The sequence below is a fragment of the Rhodoferax saidenbachensis genome (genome assembly GCF_031457975.1).
GTDB classification, from domain to species: domain Bacteria; phylum Pseudomonadota; class Gammaproteobacteria; order Burkholderiales; family Burkholderiaceae_C; genus Allorhodoferax; species Allorhodoferax saidenbachensis_A.
In genome coordinates, this window is the sequence record NZ_JAVDXO010000004.1 from 284,291 (window position 1) to 300,851 (window position 16,561).

Below are 16,561 nucleotides of genomic sequence, written 5' to 3' on the forward strand. Positions count from 1 at the left end.
GCCGCACTACAGTGGCATTTTTACACTGGGGAGCGGACACATGAAAATCTTATTGGCCGTGGACGGCAGCACGTATAGCAAAAAAATGCTCGCCTACCTCAGCACCCATGAGGCCCTGCTATCGGCGGACCACGACTACACCGTGTTCACCGCGGCGGCGGCCCTTCCCGCACGGGCCCGCGCCATGGTGGACAAGGCCGTAGTGGAGAGCTACTACGCGGAGGAAAGCGAGAAGGTGCTGGCACCGATTGCCAAATTCCTGCTGCGCCACGGCATCGACGCCAAGACCAGCTGGAAGGTGGGCCCTGCGGGCAGCCTGATTGCAAAGACCGCCGACAGCGGCAAGTTTGACCTGCTGGTCATGGGCACCCACGGCCACAGCGCATTGGCCAACCTGGTGATGGGCTCCGTCACCACCCAGGTGTTGGCCCACTGCAAGGTGCCGGTGCTGCTGGTGCGCTAAACGCGCACTGAAGACCTACCAGCGCTGGTGCACCAGCGGTTTGGCGTAGCGCCCGTACACATCGGCCAGCGCCTGCATGGTGGCGTCGCTGATTGGCGGCAGGTCGGCAGCAGCCACGTTGTCAGCCACCTGCGTGGGGTTCTTGCCGCCGGGGATGGTGCAGGTCACGGCCGGGTGCATCTGGATCCAGCGCAGCGCCATTTGCGCCATGCTCTGGCCCGCGGGCACCAGAGGGCGCATGGCTTCCACGGCTTGCAGGCCGACGTTGTAGTCCAGCCCCGAGAAGGTCTCGCCCTTGTCGAAGGCCGCGCCCTCGCGGTTGAAACCACGGTGGTCGTCGGCGCCAAAGGTACTTTGCGCCGTCATCTTGCCACTGAGCAGCCCGCTGGACAGCGGCAGGCGCGCCAGGATGCCCACGCCGCGCTTTTGCGTCTGCTCAAACAGCAGCTCGGCTGGGCGCTGGCGGAACAGGTTGTAAATGATCTGCACGCTTTGCACCCCGGGGTATTCAATGGCCTTGAGCGCCTCTTCCACCTTCTCCACGCTCACGCCGTAGTGGCGCAGCTTGCCAGCTTGCACCAGGTCGTCCAGCACACCGAATACCTCGGGCATGTAGAACACCTCGGTCGGCGGGCAGTGCAGTTGCAGCAGGTCAATGGCTTCGGTGTTCAGGTTTTGCAGGCTGCGTTCGACAAACGCAGTCAGGTTGGCACGCGTGAAGCCTGCCGCCACATGCGGATCGAGCCTGCGGCCAGCCTTGGTGGCCACGTAAAACGGTTCGCTGCGCTCCTTGCGCAGGCGGGCCAGCAGGCGCTCGCTGCGGCCGTCTCCATACACGTCGGCGGTGTCAAAGAAGTTCACGCCCAGGTCCAGCGCGCGGTGCAGCGCGGCCATGGAGTCGCTGTCGTCTACCGCGCCCCAAGTGCCGCCAATGGCCCAGGCGCCGAAGCTCACGGTCGAAATGTTCCAGCCGGTACGGCCAAGGGGTCTGTATTGCATGTGAGATCTCGATCTAAATTGCTATAGTTTCAGGAGCTATCTGCGCAATTACTACGCGGGCTATAGGCCTATTGTGCATGCAAGGTCAACCCAGCTTGAACACCGCCACGATCTGCACCAAGCCGGTGGCCTGGCTTTTCAGAGCGCTGGCAGCGGCAGCCATTTGCTCCACCAGCGCGGCGTTTTGCTGCGTGGTGCGGTCCATCTCGGTCACGGCTTCGCCCACCTGCCGCACGCCGTCGTTCTGTTCTGCGCTGGCGGCACTGATCTCGCCCATGATTTCCGTGGCGCGGCGGATGGCGCTGACCACCTCGGTCATCGTGGCACCGGCCTGGTCCACCAGCGCCGAGCCGGCGTCCACCCGCTCCACACTCGCGTGGATCAGTTGCTTGATTTCCTTAGCCGCCTCGGCACTGCGGCCGGCCAGGGACCGCACCTCGGACGCCACCACCGCAAAACCACGGCCCTGTTCGCCGGCACGCGCGGCTTCCACCGCCGCATTCAGCGCCAGAATATTGGTCTGAAAGGCAATGCCATCGATCACGCTGATGATGTCCGCGATCTTGCGGCTGGACGCATTGATGCCCTTCATGGTCTCCACCACCTGGTGCACCACCTCGCCGCCGCGGGTGGCGACGGCCGATGCCGTCATCGCCAATTGGTTGGCCTGCTGCACATTCCCCGCATTGCGGGTCACCGTGGCGCTTAGGTCCTCCATGGAGGCGGCCGTTTCCTCGAGAATGCTGGCCTGTTGTTCGGTGCGGTGGGACAGGTCGTGGTTGCCGGCCTCAATCTCCCGCGACGCCAACTCCACCTGCGTGGCCGCATCGCGCACCTCGGTCACCAAACGGCTCAGGTTGGTGGACACATCGGACAGTGCGCGCACCGTGCGGCCTGCCACATCATGGGGCTCCACATCGGCACGCAGCGTCAAATTGCCACGTTCCAGCGCGGCCGCAATGGCACCGCCCTGGCGCAGCAGCTGCGTCAGGTAGCGGCTGCAAAGCCAGCTGATGAGTGTGGACAACAACACTGACAGCGACACACAACCCACGATCAACCGCACGTTCAGCGTGGCCAAGGCGTCGCCTTTGTCCAGGGACTGCTGGGCCGCACTTGCCTCACGGCTCAACAGGATCGCGACCTTGTCCGCCGCAACACGGTGCGCATCGTTGAGCATGGACAGCGCATTGCCCGCCGCAGTGGCGTCCCCCGCGGGCACAGCAAACACCTTGTCATAGCTGGCGCGGTAGGTCGCCACGGACTCGGTGATGGCTTGCAGGTCATCCGCCAGCTCGCTCTCCGCAGAATCCGGCGCGGGGGTGCCCACAGCCTGGGTGGCCGAGACGATGGTTTTCTCAAACTCCGCCAACTTGCCGCCCAACCGGGCCTTCATGGAATCCAGGATGGGGGCATCACGTTGCAAGGCTAACGCAGCCACCACCTGGGTGGCGCCCAGCTGCAACTCTTGCAGGGCCGATTCGTAGCGATGCGCCTGGTCGATGTTGACCATGCCCTGGTCGGCCACCTGGTGCAGCTCGCGCGACAGGCCGCTGTTGGCAAACCAGGCAATGCCCGAGATCACCAGCAAACAGATGGTCGCGAACGCAGGCGGCAACCCAATCTTGGCACCCAGCGGCAAACGCAGAAACCAGAGAATGGGCAAACGCATGGTTATTTTTTTCTTGCTTCAAACACGCGCTGCAACACGCAGAACACAAACAGCAGTGCACCAATCACGATGCGCGTCCACCAGGAACTGAGTGACCCATCAAACATGATGAGGGTTTGGATGATCCCCAATGTCAACACACCAAACAGGGTGCCCAACATGTACCCCACACCGCCACTCAGCAAAGTGCCGCCGATGACCACGGCCGCAATCGCATCAAGCTCCAGGCCCACGGCATGCAAGCCATAGCCCGACAGCATGTAGAAGGTGAAAACGACGCCCCCCAAGGCGGCGCAGAACCCGCTCAACGCATACACCGCCACATTGGTTCGTGCCACGGGAAGCCCCATCAGCACCGCCGAGTGCTCTGAACCACCAATGGCATACACGGTGCGGCCAAACTGGGTGCAGTGCGCCAGGAACACAGCCACCGCCAACACCACCAGCGCCAGGATGGCACTGATGGACAGCATGGGGCCGTCCGCCCACAAGTGGATCCGCGTTTGCGCCAGCACCGTATAGGCTGCGTCGGTGATGCTGATCGAATCAATGCTGATCAGGTAGCACAACCCACGCGCCAAGAACATACCCGCCAAAGTGACGATGAAGGGCTGCAGGCGAAAGCGTTGAATGAGCCAGCCCATGAAGGCGCCAAACAGTGCTCCCATGCACAGCACCAGCGGTATGGCCACCGCAAGATGCCAGTGCCAATGCTCCACCAGTTTCGCCAGCACGATAGTGCTGAGTGCCACCACCGAACCCACCGAGAGGTCGATGCCCCCGGACAGAATGACAAAGGTCATGCCCACCGCGACGACCACCAAAAATGCGTTGTCGACCAGCAGGTTCAAAAACACCTGTGCCGAGAAAAATCCGTTGTAGGACAACGAACCAAACGCTGACATCACAGCGAACAGCGACACGGTCGCCGCCAAGGGAATGTATTTAGTCGCCAACTTCATGCTTTGCTCCCTGCGCTTGGGCGCATCACCCATCCGCGCACAGCGCGGCGAAATTCCGCCGACTGCATCAACATGACGACAAACACAACAGCGGCCTTCACCACGAGGTTGATCTCAGGCGGTACGCCGATGGAATAAATCGTGGAGGTCAGTGTCTGAATAATGAGCGCACCAATCAGGCTCCCTGCCAGACTGAAGCGTCCGCCGGTCAACAAGGTGCCGCCCAGCGTGACCGCCAGAATGGCGTCCAATTCCAGCAAGTTGCCCGCGTTATTGCCGTCGGCACTCTTCACGTTGGAGCTGATGATCAGGCCTGCGGCACCGGCCGTAAGTCCGCAAAACGCATACACGCAGATACTGATCAATCGCTCACGCACACCGGCCAGCCGCGCCGCCGCAGGATTGATACCGATGGCCTGGATGAAAAGTCCTAGCGCTGTGCGGGTAACCGCCAAATGCATCACCAGGTACACAAACCCTGCGATGAACAATGCAAACGGCAGACCCCACAGGTAACCGCTGCCAATGAAAAAATAGGGTGCGTAGTACACCGTGACGATTTGTCCGTCCGTCAGGAGCTGGGCCACACCGCGCCCTGCAACCATCAAGATCAGCGTCGCGATGATGGGCTGCAGGCCAATCTTGGCGACCAGCACGCCGTTCCACAGCCCGCAGGCCAGCGCCGTGAGCAGCGCACACCCAATCGCCAACCACATCGGAAAGCGGCTGACATGCTGGGCCACCCCATCGGTGATCACCAGTTTTCCGCCCACCATCAATGCCGCTACCGCAGCACTGATAGCCACCGTGGCGCCCACCGAAATGTCGATGCCGCGCGTGGCGATGACCAAGGTCATGCCCAACGCGACCAGCATCAACGGCGAGGCACGGTTCAAGATGTCGATGACGCTGCCATAGAGGTGCCCGTCACGCCATTGCAACATCCAGAAACCGGGATTGAGGCTGGCATTCACCATCAAAATCAGGGTCAAGGTGACCAGCGGCCACAGCAGGTGGTGCGTCTGCACCCGTTGCACCCAAGAGGACTGATCGACTGTGCTCATGCTTGCCCCGCAATCATGGCGTAGACCGCATGGTCATCGGTTCCACCGGGCAGCTCGCCCACTTTCGCGCGGTCGCGCATCACCACGATGCGATCCGACAGACGCACCACTTCTTCCATTTCCGAAGAGATAAACAACACGGCCATTCCCTCTTTTGCCAACACCAATATTTCGTTCATGATTTCCTGCTTGGCCGCAATGTCGATGCCGCGGGTAGGCTCGTCCAGAATCAACAAGCTGGGCTTGGTCGCCAACCAGCGGCCCAACACTGCCTTTTGCTGGTTGCCCCCCGAAAGTTGTCCAATAGGGGCTTCGATATTGCTGGTCTTGATACCCAAGGTCTTGACGTAGTACTCTGCCATTTCGACTTGCTTGGCCCGCGAAATACAAGGCCACAGCCCTTGTCGTGCCTGCAGCGCGAGCGCAATGTTTTCGCGCACCGAAAGTTCACCAATGATGCCCTCGGCCTTGCGGTCCTCGGGGCACAAACCCAAGCCCAATCGAATCGCCTCCGCTGGCGAATCCATCTTTACCGGGCTATCGTTGATGATCAGCTCCCCGGCGTCGCTTTGGTCCAAACCAAACAACACGCGCGCCAGTTCCGTTCGGCCCGAGCCCAACAAACCGCCCAAACCGACGACCTCCCCGCGATGCAGCGTCAGGTCCAGAGGCTTGACACTGCCCGCACGGGCAAGACCACGTGCTTGCAGCAGCACGGCTTGCTCTTTTTTAACGTCAGCACTTGCACCCGCCACTTGCGCGGGATTGGCAACCATCTCCCGTCCGACCATCGCAGCGATCAGTGCGTTGTGGCCCAGCTCGGCGGCGGGGTACTCGCCCACCAGCTCGCCATTGCGCAGCACGGTAATGCGGTCGCACAAGGCGTAGACCTGGTCCAAAAAGTGGGTGACGAACAAAATCGCCATGCCCTGGTCGCGCAGCTGGCGCAGCACGCCATACAGACGCTCCACCTCTTCGTCGTCCAGGCTCGATGTGGGTTCGTCCAATATCAGTACTTGGGCCGAGATACTCAGGCCACGCGCAATCGCCACCATCTGCTGCACCGCTACGGAGTAGCTGGCGAGCGTCTGCGTGACATCAATGTCCAGGTTCAGGCGCGCCAACAGCGCACGCGCTTCGCGTTGCATGCGTGCCCAGTCGATGGCCCATGCGCCAGCCAGCCCCTTGCGCGGGTAGCGGCCGGCAAAAATATTCTCGGCCACTGACAGATTGGGGCAGAGGTTGACCTCTTGGTACACGGTGCTGATACCCAGGCGCTGGGCGTCCAGCGTGGAGGTGGCGCGGATGGACTTGCCACCCAGGCGCATGTCACCCTGGTCGGCCTGGTACACGCCAGTCAGCACTTTGATCAGGGTGGACTTGCCAGCCCCGTTTTGCCCCATCAGGGCATGCACTTCACCCGCGAAGAGGCGCAGGTTCACGCCGGAGAGCGCGCGCACGGTGCCGAACTGCTTGGCCACGCCAGAGAGCTCCAACACCGGGGTGGCCGCACCTGGGGCCTGTTGTGTGTATGTCATGGTGTCTTGTAAAAAAGGCCCGCAGCCATGGGCCGCGGGCCAAACCTTAGTGACCTAAAAGCGAAACAGGGATCAGTATTGGCGACTTGGGAACTCTTTGGCCGCAGTTTCCATCGGGTACACACCATCTTTGCCAATCAGGCTGCGAGGCACGGTCTTGCCAGCTGCGAGATCTTTGGCGGTCGACATGACCAGAGGTCCGAGCAAGGGGCTGCATTCCACGGTGACATTCAGCTTGCCGGCGATCATGGCTTCGAAAGCGCCCTTCACACCGTCCACCGAGATCACCAGGATGTCTTTGGCAGGCTTGAGACCGGCTTCCTCAATGGCCTGGATCGCACCAATGCCCATATCGTCGTTGTGTGCGTACAGAACATTGATCTTCTTGCCTTCGGCCTTCAGGAAGGCTTCCATGACTTCCTTGCCCTTGGCACGGGTGAAGTCACCGGTTTGCGAGCGGATGATCTTGATACGTGGCTCGGCCTTGATCGCGGCTTCAAAGCCTTTCTTGCGGTCAATCGCTGGCGCAGAGCCCACGGTGCCTTGCAATTCGACGACGTTGATGTCGCCCTTCATGGTCTTGGCTTTCTCTACCAGCCACTGACCGGCCATTTCACCTTCTTTGACAAAGTCAAAGCCAATGTGCGTTGCGTACAAAGAGGTGTCTTTGGAATCCACCGAGCGGTCCATCAAGATCAAAGGAATCTTGGCATCCTTGATTTCCTTCAGCACAGTGTCCCAGCCGGATTCGACCACGGGAGTCAGCGCAATCACATCCACCTTTTGGGCGATGAACGAGCGCAGAGCCTTGATTTGGTTTTCTTGCTTTTGCTGAGCATCGGAGAATTTCAACTCGATGCCAGCAGCAGCGGCAGCAGTTTTCATGGAGTTGGTATTGGCAGTACGCCATTCACTCTCGGCACCAATCTGGCTGAAGCCGACCACAATTTTCTTTTGTGCGAATGCGCTCATGGGGGCGGCCACGGCGAAGGATGCGGCCAGCAGAGTGGCCAGCAGAGTACGGCGATTGTTTGTCATGGGTGTCTCCTCTTTATCTTTCAATGAAACGGGTATCGGGCGTTAGTGAGGCCGCCCGCGTTCAGCCTCTCGCTCCCTCTTCGGTTCAGACAACGATTTCACGTTACCAGTTACGTCAAGAAGTGAGGCGGATGATACGTATCAAAAACACACAGAACTAATAGAGTTTTAGGTATTACTCATACTGATATTCAAATTCAGGAAAACCCTAGGTGCCGCAAAAATCCCTCGTAAATTCGGATTTTTGATTAAATCGGCAGTCATATTTTTTTGTCACGATACATACTCATTTGAATATGTCAGATGCCCATTATTTGATTTTTGTTAATGACCGAAGCGCCTTAGCATCCGACAGTTTTGGAACCCGCGAACAGTCCCGTTCATGCCCTTGAAAGTGCCCATGTCTTCTGCCTCCCACACCATCCACTGGCTGCACCACGCCGGCCAACGCTTGGGCCTGTTGCCCGCCCTGGGTGGCAGCGTGGCCGCCTGGCAGCGCACGGCGGCGCAGGGCGTGGTGAACCTGTGGCGCCCTTGGGATGGCGAGAGCAATGACCTCTACACCACGGCCTCTTTCCCCCTGGTGCCCTGGTCCAACCGCATTGGCCACGGCGGTTTTGCGCACAACGGCATCACCTACCCCATGGCCCCCAACCGCGTGGGCGAGCCCTACCCCATCCACGGTGACGGCTGGCTACAGCCCTGGGAGATTCGCCAGCCCACGGCCAATGCGCTGGAGATGGTGCTGGAGTCCGCCCACTTTGGCGGTGGCCCTTACCACTACCGTGCGCTGCAGCGCTTTGTGCTGCGCGAGGACGGCATGGACCAGCTGCTGGAAGTGACCCACCTAGGCCCGGGTAGCCTGCCCTATGGCTTGGGCCAGCACCCGGCGTTTTTGCGCACGCCAAGTGCACGCCTGCACGCGGCGGTGCAAGGGGTATGGCTCAGCGGGAACGATCCCATGCCCACGGCCCACACCGCCGACTTTCCACCCAGTTGGGACCCGCGCACCGGCATGGCCGTGAGTGGCAGCCTGATCGACAACGCCTACACGGGCTGGAGCGGCCAGGCCCACATCGACTGGCCCGAACACGGCCTGCGCCTGCACATGCGCGAGCCCGCAGTCTTGGCCCGCGGTGTGAACGACGGGTTTTGCCTGCTGTACCGCCCGCCGCATGGATCGCACTTCTGCTTTGAGCCAGTGACCCACCCGATCGACGCTTTCCATGTGGACGGCCAGCCGGGTCTGCAGGTGCTCAGCACCGGGCAAACACTGAGCCAGCGTGTGGAGTGGCGGTTTGAATCGCTGAACTAAACCGTCGAGCTAGATTGCTATGGTTTCAGGAGCTGCCAGCGCATATTACACGCGGGCTAGCGGGCATTTAGACCATCAAAACAGGTGGACAGCACGAGCTCGATGATCTCTTCGTCGGTGTGCAACTCGCTCATCTTGAGGAACTCCAGCACCGGGTCGCAGGCGCGTGCATACAACGTGTAGAGCACGGCAATGGCCGGCAATCTCGGGTTGATCGCGCCCTGTGCCTGCGCCGCTTCGATCCAGCCGCCCAAGCGGTCGCTCACGTCCACCAGGCCATCCATGTACGCGCGATTGCCCATCAGCGTGGCGCGTAATGTGGAGTTTTGGCTAGGCAGCGAAGGCATTTCACCCCCCAGCTTCAGCCCCATGGTCCAGCGCACCACGGTGCGCAGCTTGTCCAGCGGGCTCAGTGCCAGGGGCACCGTGTCCAGAAACGCCTGGGCTTGGCCCATCAGGTGGGCCATGGCCGCCGCGGCCAAATCTTCTTTGCTGGGAAAGTGCTTGTACAGACTGGCCTTGGCAATGCCCACCTGGGCCGCCACCTCGTCCACCGTCATCGCCTCAAAGCCTTTTTCGGCCAGCAGCTGGTTCACCGCGCGGATGATGGCGTCTTCCCGCGCCTGCAGCATCTGCTGTTTGAAAGAAATTTTGACGGGGGCGACGGTGTTCATGGCCCTATTCTATTCACGGCCGTCAAACCGTGGAGAGGTCGGCCAATTTGTGACTGACTAGTTTTTACTGTCCAGCAGGCGGGCTGCGGCCTGCGACAGCGCGCTGGTCAGCCGGTCTATCACCTCGGAATTGAGGTTCCAGCAATGCCAATACAGGTTGACGGGCAGTGTCACCGTGGGCACCAGGTTCACCAGCTGCCCGCTGTCGATGAGGCCGCGCACCAGCAGCTCTGGCACCACGCTGGCGCCCCAGCCGGCCAGCACGGCGCGCACCATGCCCTCGGAGCTGGGCACAAAGCGCTGCCCCACCGACACGCGGCGCAGACTGAGCGCCCGGCCCACAAATTCGGATGGCAAATCGTCCTTGCGGTTGAAGGCCACGAACGGAATGCTGCGAAAGTTGTGCGGCGTCAAGCCCTGCGGGCAGTGGGCCTGCGCGTAGTCCTTGCTCACCACCGCCACGTAGTGCATGGCGCCCAGCGGCAGCACCTTGCAGCCGCGCAGCGCCTGCTTGAGCGTGGTCACGCAGCCCAGCACCTGGCCTTCGCGCAGCCATTCGTGGGTGAAATCCTGGTCATCGGTGATGATTTCGAGTGGCAACCCGGCGTGTACCAATGGGTCCAGCGCCGAGAGCGCCCAGGTGGCAATGCTGTCGGCATTCACCGCGATGGAGATGCGCTCGTCCTCCCCCACAGCGCCGGTGTTGGGCGCCAGCTCTTTCAGGTCGCCCTCCAGGTCGGCGCGCAGCAGGCGCATCTGCATGGCGTGCTTGATCAGCAGGCGCCCGGCGCTGGTGGCCTTGACCGGGCGACTGCGCACCAGCAGCACGGTGCCCACCTGAGCTTCCAGCGCGCGCAGGCGCTGGGAAACGGCGGACTGGGTGATGGACAGGCGTACGGCGGCGCGCTCGAAGCCGCCCTCCTCCACAATGGCGGCCAGGCATTCCAGGGCATCGGTGTCAAAAGTTCGCATGGGCGAGATTATTAGCGCACCTAATGTTTTCGCAAACACTTTCATTTCGCTTTTGCAGGCGCGCCCCTTGCATCACACTGGCACCATGAAAATTATTGTTCTCGGCGCCGGCACCATCGGCATTTGTACTGCCTGGCACTTGCTGGAGCTGGGCCACGAGGTGACCGTGGTGGAGCGCCAGCCCGACGCGGCCATGGAAACCAGCTTCGCCAACGGCGCGCAAATCTCCGTCAGCTATTGCGAACCGTGGGCCAACAAAGAAGCCCCTCTGAAAGCCCTGAAGTGGATGCTGAGCAAGGAAGCACCCCTGCTATTCCGCCCACAAAACCCCTTCGGCCCCGGACTGCACCAGTACACCTGGGGCTTGAAATTCCTGGCCAACTGCAACGATACGGCGTTTGAACGCAATGTGCAGCAACTCGTCGCCCTGGGCGCATACAGCCATGCGGCCCTCAAAGACGTGGTGGCCACCACCGGCATCGAATACAACCGCCTGGAACGCGGCATTGCCCACTACTACTGCGACCAAAAGTCTTTCGATACCGCAGGCGACGCCGCCGCGCTGATGCGCAAATACGGCGTGAACCGCCAGGTCATCAGCAAGGAAGAGCTGCTGAAGATCGAGCCAGCGTTCACTTCGTTTGCCCACAACATCGTGGGCGGCACCATCACCCCCAGCGACGAGTCGGGCGACTGCCGCGTGTTCACCCAGGAATTGGCCAGGTTGTGTGCCGCGCGCGGCGCCGAATTTTTGTACGAACACAGTGTGGAAGGGTTGAATGTCAGCCATGGAACTATCAAATCCATAGCAGTCCGCGCACTGTCCACGGGGGCTAGAGGCCAAAATATTGCCGGATCACTGCACACACTGCAGGCCGACCACATTGTGGTGGCCGCAGGCTCGTACACCGCGCCGCTGTTGCGTACCGTGGGTGTGAACCTGCCCATCTACCCCGGCAAGGGCTACAGCGCCACCTTCAAGATCAAGAAGCCCGAACTGGCACCCCTGGTCTCCACCATCGACGACGCCAAGAAAATCGCCATCAGCCGCCTGGGCGACCAACTGCGTGTGGCAGGCACCATCGAGGTGGGCGGTTTCGATCTGTCACTGGACACTCCAGTCGCCCAGGCCCGCTGCAATATGCTGGCCCGCCGCATCGAGGAAGTGCTGCCCGGCGTCTGCGACACGCGCAGCGAGGCCGAAGGCGGCCAGCCCAACTACTGGACCGGCCTGCGCCCCGCTACCCCCACCAACATTCCCTACATCGGCCAAAGCCCGGTGCGCGGGTTGTGGGTCAACGCTGGGCATGGCACGCTGGGCTGGACGCACGGCGCGGGGTCGGGCAAGGCGATTGCCGAACTGATCCACGGCAAAAAGCCGGAAATGAACTTCAAGTTCTACGGCGCGTAGACATTCGCAGTCGAGACCGTTTCGCGACTTACGCCAGTCCCAGCAGACGCACCGCATTGCCCTTCAGAATGCCGGGCATCACCTCGGGCTTGAAACCGGCTTCCTCGAAGTCTTTCATCCAGCGCTCGGGTGTGATGAGAGGGTAGTCAGAGCCAAACAGCACGCGGTCTTTTAGCAGCGTATTGGCGTACTGCACCAACTGCTTGGGAAAGTACTTGGGGCTCCAGCCTGACAAGTCAATCCAGACATTGGGCTTGTGCGTGGCCACGCTCAATGCTTCGTCCTGCCAGGGGAAGCTGGGGTGGGCCATGACGATCTGCATGTCGGGGAAGCTGATCGCTACATCGTCCAGGTGCATGGGGTTGCTGTATTCCAGGCGCAGGCCACCGCCGCAGCGCATGCCACTGCCAATGCCGCTGTGGCCAGTGTGGAAGATGGCGGGCAGCTTGTGGGCGTTGATCACCTCATAGATCGGCCAGGCCATCTTGTCATAGGGGTGGTAGCCCTGCACGGTCGGGTGGAACTTGAAGCCCTTGACGCCGTGCTCCTTGATCAGGCGCTCGGCCTCACGCGCGCCCATCTTGCCCTTGTGCGGGTCGATGCTGGCGAAGCACATCATCATGTCGCTGTTCTTCTGCGCGGCCTCGGCAATCTCCTCGTTCGGGATGCGGCGGCGCCCCAGCTGTGATTCGCTGTCCACCGTAAACATCACCAAGCCAATCTTGCGCTCGCGGTAGTAGTCGATCGTTTCTTGGATGGTCGGGCGGCGGCTGTTACGAAAGTACTTGTCGGCAGCGCGGTCGTACTCCTCGCCGTAGTTGTCAAAGGGGTTCCAGCAGCTCACTTCTGCGTGGGTGTGGATATCAATGGCGATGAGATTTTGATGGTCCATGACTGTCTCCAGATTGCGGATGCCGCTCCCGGCACCCTAGGGTAAACACCGACGCAAAGCCTGCTGCGTTCGCTTGAATTAGTTATAAATCATAACCATAATAGTTTCCAGAAAGAAACGCAATATGAACCATCCCGATCTCCATTTCGAACGCTACGGCGAGCAACAGGAAGTTGCCATCATCCGCCTGACGCGGCCCGCCAAGCGCAATGCGCTCAACGACGGCCTCATTCTGGCCATTCGCGATCTATTTGAAACCATGCCCGAAGGTGTGCGCGCCGCCGTCCTGGACGGTGGGGGCGAGCATTTTTGTGCCGGCCTGGATTTGAGCGAACTGAAAGAGCGCGACGCCGGCCAGGGCCTGCACCACTCCCGCATGTGGCATGCCGCACTGGAGCGCGTGCAATACGGCCCGGTGCCGGTCATTGCCGCGCTGCACGGTGCCGTGGTCGGAGGCGGCTTGGAATTGGCCAGCGCCTGCCACATCCGTGTGGCTGACGAATCCACGTTCTATGCCTTGCCCGAGGGTTCGCGGGGCATCTTCGTGGGCGGCGGCGGTGCGGTGCGCATTCCGCGCCTGATCGGTGCTGCACGCATGGCAGACATGATGTTTACGGGCCGTGTCTACAACGCGGTGGACGGCGAGAAAGTCGGCTTCGCCCAGTACCTGGTACCGCAAGGCCAAGCCTTTGAGAAAGCGCTGGAACTGGCCGTGCGGGTCGCGCAAAACGCCCCGCTGACCAACTACGCACTGATCCACGCCCTGCCGCGCATTGCCGAACAGCCGACCGACCAGGGCCTTCTTACCGAAGCCATGATGGCCGCCATCGCCCAGAGCGCACCCGAGGCCAAGCAGCGCGTGCGCGCCTTTCTGGACGGCAAGGCCGCCAAAGTTCGCAAGAGCTGACCACCATGCAACAGACACTCCCCTCCAGCCCGCGCTACCGTCCGGTGCGCTTCGGCGTCACCCGCGTCCAGGTGCGCACAGGCGAGCCCGGCACACGTTACCTACAGGCCGAACTGCCGCTGGGGGCTTATGCCCGGCGCCTCAGCGATTTTCTGGTGCATTGGGCCGAAGCAGACCCGCAGCGCAGCTTCATGGCGCGCCGGGCGCCTCTTGCAGACGGTCGCACAGGCGACTGGCAGCACATCAGCTACGCCCAGGCCCTAGCCAGCGCCCGCAGCATCGGCCAGGCCCTGCTGGACCGCAAGCTCACGGCCGAGCGCCCAGTCGTCATCCTGAGCGAAAACACGCTGGAGCACGCCCTGATGGCGCTGGGTTGTATCTACGCCGGCGTGCCCTACTGCCCGGTGTCTCCGGCCTATGCCACGGTCAGCCAGGACTACGACAAGCTGCGCCATGTGCTGGACACGCTGACACCCGGATTGGTGTTTGCCGCCGACGGTGCCCGTTATGGACGCGCCATCATGGCGACGGTGGGCACCGACGTGGAAGTGGTGCTGGCCCAAGGGACTGTGGAAGGGCGGTCCACCACAGCGTTTGATGCGCTGCGCAACAGCATGGCCACCGCTGCCGTAGACGCCGCCATGCATGCCGTGCGGCCCGACACCATTGCCAAGTTTCTGTTCACCTCGGGCTCCACCAAAATGCCCAAGCCAGTGATCAACACGCACCGCATGTGGTGTGCCAATCTGCAGCAAATCACGCTGTCGCTGCCTGTGTTGGCCGAAGCCCCGCCGATCTTCGTGGACTGGCTTCCCTGGAACCACACGTTCGGTGGCAACCACAACGTAGGCCTGACACTGATGCACGGCGGCACGCTCTACATCGACGACGGCAAACCCACCGCAAACCTGATTGGCGAGACCCTGCGCAACCTGCGCGAAATTGCTCCCACGCTGTACTTCAATGTGCCCACCGGGTTCGAGATGATTGCCCAGGCCATGCAAACCGACACGGCACTGCGCAGGAACCTGCTCTCGCGCATACGCATGTTTTTCTACTCCGGTGCTGGGCTGGCGCAACCCGTGTGGGACAGCCTGCACGCCTTGGCAGAAGCGGAGATCGGTGAGCGCATCGTCATGGCCACGGGTTTGGGCATGACCGAATCCGCGCCTTCGGCCATGTTCACCAACAGCCCCGATGTGAAGGCGGGTGACATCGGCGCGCCGGTGCCCGGCATGACGCTCAAGCTGGTGGACGTGGATGGCAAGACCGAGGTGCGCTACAAGGGCCCCAACGTAACGCCCGGCTACTGGCGCTCGGAGCAGGCCACGCACGATGCCTTTGACGAGGAAGGCTACCTCTGCACCGGGGACGCCGTGCGATGGATTGACCCCAACGACCTCCATCGCGGCTTGCATTTTGATGGCCGCATTGCCGAAGACTTCAAGCTCTCCACCGGCACCTTTGTCAGCGTCGGCCCCATGCGTGCCAAGGTCATCGTCACCGGCGCACCCTATGTGCAGGATGTGGTGCTCACGGGCCTGAACATGAAGGAAGTCGGCGCGCTGATCTTTCCCTCGCCGGCCTGCCGCGCGGTCAGCGGCCTGCCGGCGGACGCGCCCTGGGCCGACGTGCTGGCCACCGCACCTGTACGCGACCGTTTCCAGGCCATCCTCAATGAGTTGGCCCGCCAGTCCACCGGCAGTGCCAACCGCATCGCGCGTGCGCTGCTGCAGGCCGAGCCCCCCTCCGCCGACAGGGGCGAGATCACCGACAAAGGCTCGATCAACCAGCGCGCGGTACTCAAACACCGCGATGCACAGGTGCAGGCCCTGCATGACGGCAGCGCGCCAGGCATCCTCCAACCCCAAGACAGAGAAAGCAGCCCATGAAGATAGAAGGACAAGTCGCCTTGGTCACCGGTGGTGCCTCCGGCCTGGGCGAAGCCACGGCGCGTGAATTGGCGCGCCTGGGTGCCAAGGTGGCCGTACTTGACGTGAACGCCGCTTTGGCCGAGAAAGTGGCTGCCGAAATCGGAGGTGTGGCCTGTCCCTGCGACATCACCAATACCGACAGCGTACTGGCCGCACTGGCCCAGGCCGCGGCGGCCCATGGCCCGGCACGCATTCTGATGAACGTCGCGGGCATCGGTTCGGCCAAGCGCATCGTGGGCAGGGACGGCAATCCCGCGCCGCTGGAAGATTTCGTGCGCGTGGTCAACATCAACCTCATCGGCAGCTACAACATCAGTCGCATCTTCGCGGCACAGTGTGTCAAGCTGCCCCCGCTGGAAGACGGCGCGCGCGGCGTGATGATGTTCACGGCCTCCGTTGCGGCTTTCGACGGCCAGGTCGGCCAGCAGGCCTATAGCGCCTCCAAGGGTGGCCTGGTTGGCATGACCCTGCCCATGGCTCGCGACCTGGCCCAGCACGGCATTCGCGTCTGTACCGTGGCGCCAGGCCTCTTTGCCACGCCGCTCATGAAGGAACTGCCCGAGGCCGTGCAGCAGTCGCTGGCTGCCTCCATCCCCTTCCCGCCACGCTTGGGCGACCCCGCAGAGTTCGCCCAACTGGCCTGCCACATCGTCACCAACGGACATCTCAACGGAGAGGTCATCCGTCTCGATGGTGCGCTGCGCATGGCGCCGCGCTGAT

At 61.9% G+C, this 16,561-nt stretch carries 15 protein-coding genes; 6 read left to right on the forward strand and 9 right to left on the reverse strand.

All coding sequences use genetic code 11. The annotated features are described in order from the left end of the window. Positions 1-40 precede the first annotated feature (40 nt). The gene (locus J2X15_RS11295) at positions 41-463 is read left to right on the forward strand and encodes a universal stress protein (protein WP_310342783.1); all 423 of its coding nucleotides are present in this window, start codon (positions 41-43) and stop codon (positions 461-463) included. A gap of 15 nt (positions 464-478) precedes the next feature. On the opposite strand, the gene J2X15_RS11300 is transcribed toward J2X15_RS11295, so the two are convergent. The 6 genes from J2X15_RS11300 to J2X15_RS11325 all read right to left on the reverse strand — a co-directional run bounded on the left by J2X15_RS11300 (position 479) and on the right by J2X15_RS11325 (position 7,736). Further along, on the reverse strand, positions 479-1,462 hold the full coding sequence (locus tag J2X15_RS11300) for an aldo/keto reductase (protein ID WP_310342786.1): 984 nt from the start codon (positions 1,460-1,462) through the stop codon (positions 479-481). A gap of 85 nt (positions 1,463-1,547) precedes the next feature. After that, the gene (locus J2X15_RS11305; protein WP_310342787.1) at positions 1,548-3,134 is read right to left on the reverse strand and encodes a methyl-accepting chemotaxis protein; all 1,587 of its coding nucleotides are present in this window, start codon (positions 3,132-3,134) and stop codon (positions 1,548-1,550) included. Between the two features lie 2 nt (positions 3,135-3,136). Continuing rightward, the gene (yjfF, locus tag J2X15_RS11310) at positions 3,137-4,096 is read right to left on the reverse strand and encodes a galactofuranose ABC transporter, permease protein YjfF (protein WP_310342789.1); all 960 of its coding nucleotides are present in this window, start codon (positions 4,094-4,096) and stop codon (positions 3,137-3,139) included. Continuing rightward, positions 4,093-5,160 carry an ABC transporter permease gene (locus J2X15_RS11315; RefSeq protein ID WP_310342791.1) on the reverse strand — a complete coding sequence of 356 codons (1,068 nt, stop codon included), beginning with the start codon at positions 5,158-5,160 and terminating at the stop codon, positions 4,093-4,095. Before J2X15_RS11315 ends, yjfF begins: the two co-directional genes overlap by 4 nt. Further along, the gene (locus J2X15_RS11320) at positions 5,157-6,698 is read right to left on the reverse strand and encodes a sugar ABC transporter ATP-binding protein (RefSeq protein ID WP_310342793.1); all 1,542 of its coding nucleotides are present in this window, start codon (positions 6,696-6,698) and stop codon (positions 5,157-5,159) included. The genes J2X15_RS11315 and J2X15_RS11320 overlap by 4 nt, the downstream gene beginning before the upstream one ends. Positions 6,699-6,770: 72 nt before the next feature. Further along, entirely contained in the window at positions 6,771-7,736 is a 966-nt protein-coding gene (locus J2X15_RS11325; RefSeq protein WP_310342795.1) for an ABC transporter substrate-binding protein, read from the reverse strand. Positions 7,737-8,136: 400 nt separating this feature from the next. On the opposite strand from J2X15_RS11325, the gene J2X15_RS11330 reads away from it, so the two are divergent. Beyond that, a complete protein-coding gene (locus J2X15_RS11330; RefSeq protein WP_310342797.1) occupies positions 8,137-9,051 on the forward strand; it encodes an aldose 1-epimerase in 915 nt (304 codons plus the stop codon). A 56-nt stretch (positions 9,052-9,107) separates the two neighbouring features. On the opposite strand, the gene J2X15_RS11335 is transcribed toward J2X15_RS11330, so the two are convergent. Further along, positions 9,108-9,725: a TetR/AcrR family transcriptional regulator gene (locus J2X15_RS11335; protein WP_310342799.1), complete on the reverse strand. Its 618-nt coding sequence runs from the start codon at positions 9,723-9,725 to the stop codon at positions 9,108-9,110. Positions 9,726-9,782: 57 nt separating this feature from the next. Next, positions 9,783-10,697, reverse strand: coding sequence for a LysR family transcriptional regulator ArgP (locus J2X15_RS11340; protein ID WP_310342802.1), 915 nt, complete (start codon positions 10,695-10,697; stop codon positions 9,783-9,785). 85 nt (positions 10,698-10,782) lie between these two features. On the opposite strand from J2X15_RS11340, the gene J2X15_RS11345 reads away from it, so the two are divergent. Next, positions 10,783-12,108 carry a D-amino acid dehydrogenase gene (locus tag J2X15_RS11345; protein ID WP_310342805.1) on the forward strand — a complete coding sequence of 442 codons (1,326 nt, stop codon included), beginning with the start codon at positions 10,783-10,785 and terminating at the stop codon, positions 12,106-12,108. 28 nt (positions 12,109-12,136) lie between these two features. On the opposite strand, the gene J2X15_RS11350 is transcribed toward J2X15_RS11345, so the two are convergent. Next, positions 12,137-13,000 (reverse strand): amidohydrolase family protein, encoded by an 864-nt coding sequence (locus J2X15_RS11350; RefSeq protein ID WP_310342807.1) that lies wholly within the window; start codon positions 12,998-13,000, stop codon positions 12,137-12,139. A gap of 124 nt (positions 13,001-13,124) precedes the next feature. On the opposite strand from J2X15_RS11350, the gene J2X15_RS11355 reads away from it, so the two are divergent. Genes J2X15_RS11355 through J2X15_RS11365 form a run of 3 tightly spaced genes read left to right on the forward strand, consistent with a single transcriptional unit; the run spans position 13,125 to position 16,560 of the window. After that, the gene (locus J2X15_RS11355; RefSeq protein WP_310342809.1) at positions 13,125-13,907 is read left to right on the forward strand and encodes a crotonase/enoyl-CoA hydratase family protein; all 783 of its coding nucleotides are present in this window, start codon (positions 13,125-13,127) and stop codon (positions 13,905-13,907) included. 5 nt (positions 13,908-13,912) lie between these two features. Then, positions 13,913-15,799, forward strand: coding sequence for a feruloyl-CoA synthase (locus tag J2X15_RS11360; RefSeq protein ID WP_310342812.1), 1,887 nt, complete (start codon positions 13,913-13,915; stop codon positions 15,797-15,799). After that, positions 15,796-16,560, forward strand: a complete 765-nt coding sequence (locus tag J2X15_RS11365) for an SDR family NAD(P)-dependent oxidoreductase (RefSeq protein ID WP_310342814.1) — start codon at positions 15,796-15,798, stop codon at positions 16,558-16,560. Before J2X15_RS11360 ends, J2X15_RS11365 begins: the two co-directional genes overlap by 4 nt. Position 16,561 lies beyond the last annotated feature (1 nt).

Coding starts and splice junctions, on each gene's coding strand:
- J2X15_RS11335 (WP_310342799.1), bottom strand. CDS start 9,725: ATGAACACCGTCGCCCCCGTCAAAATTTCTTTCAAACAGCAGATGCTG.
- yjfF (WP_310342789.1), bottom strand. CDS start 4,096: ATGAAGTTGGCGACTAAATACATTCCCTTGGCGGCGACCGTGTCGCTG.
- J2X15_RS11360 (WP_310342812.1), top strand. CDS start 13,913: ATGCAACAGACACTCCCCTCCAGCCCGCGCTACCGTCCGGTGCGCTTC.
- J2X15_RS11300 (WP_310342786.1), bottom strand. CDS start 1,462: ATGCAATACAGACCCCTTGGCCGTACCGGCTGGAACATTTCGACCGTG.
- J2X15_RS11305 (WP_310342787.1), bottom strand. CDS start 3,134: ATGCGTTTGCCCATTCTCTGGTTTCTGCGTTTGCCGCTGGGTGCCAAG.
- J2X15_RS11350 (WP_310342807.1), bottom strand. CDS start 13,000: ATGGACCATCAAAATCTCATCGCCATTGATATCCACACCCACGCAGAA.
- J2X15_RS11345 (WP_310342805.1), top strand. CDS start 10,783: ATGAAAATTATTGTTCTCGGCGCCGGCACCATCGGCATTTGTACTGCC.
- J2X15_RS11295 (WP_310342783.1), top strand. CDS start 41: ATGAAAATCTTATTGGCCGTGGACGGCAGCACGTATAGCAAAAAAATG.
- J2X15_RS11320 (WP_310342793.1), bottom strand. CDS start 6,698: ATGACATACACACAACAGGCCCCAGGTGCGGCCACCCCGGTGTTGGAG.
- J2X15_RS11325 (WP_310342795.1), bottom strand. CDS start 7,736: ATGACAAACAATCGCCGTACTCTGCTGGCCACTCTGCTGGCCGCATCC.
- J2X15_RS11340 (WP_310342802.1), bottom strand. CDS start 10,697: ATGCGAACTTTTGACACCGATGCCCTGGAATGCCTGGCCGCCATTGTG.
- J2X15_RS11355 (WP_310342809.1), top strand. CDS start 13,125: ATGAACCATCCCGATCTCCATTTCGAACGCTACGGCGAGCAACAGGAA.
- J2X15_RS11330 (WP_310342797.1), top strand. CDS start 8,137: ATGTCTTCTGCCTCCCACACCATCCACTGGCTGCACCACGCCGGCCAA.
- J2X15_RS11365 (WP_310342814.1), top strand. CDS start 15,796: ATGAAGATAGAAGGACAAGTCGCCTTGGTCACCGGTGGTGCCTCCGGC.
- J2X15_RS11315 (WP_310342791.1), bottom strand. CDS start 5,160: ATGAGCACAGTCGATCAGTCCTCTTGGGTGCAACGGGTGCAGACGCAC.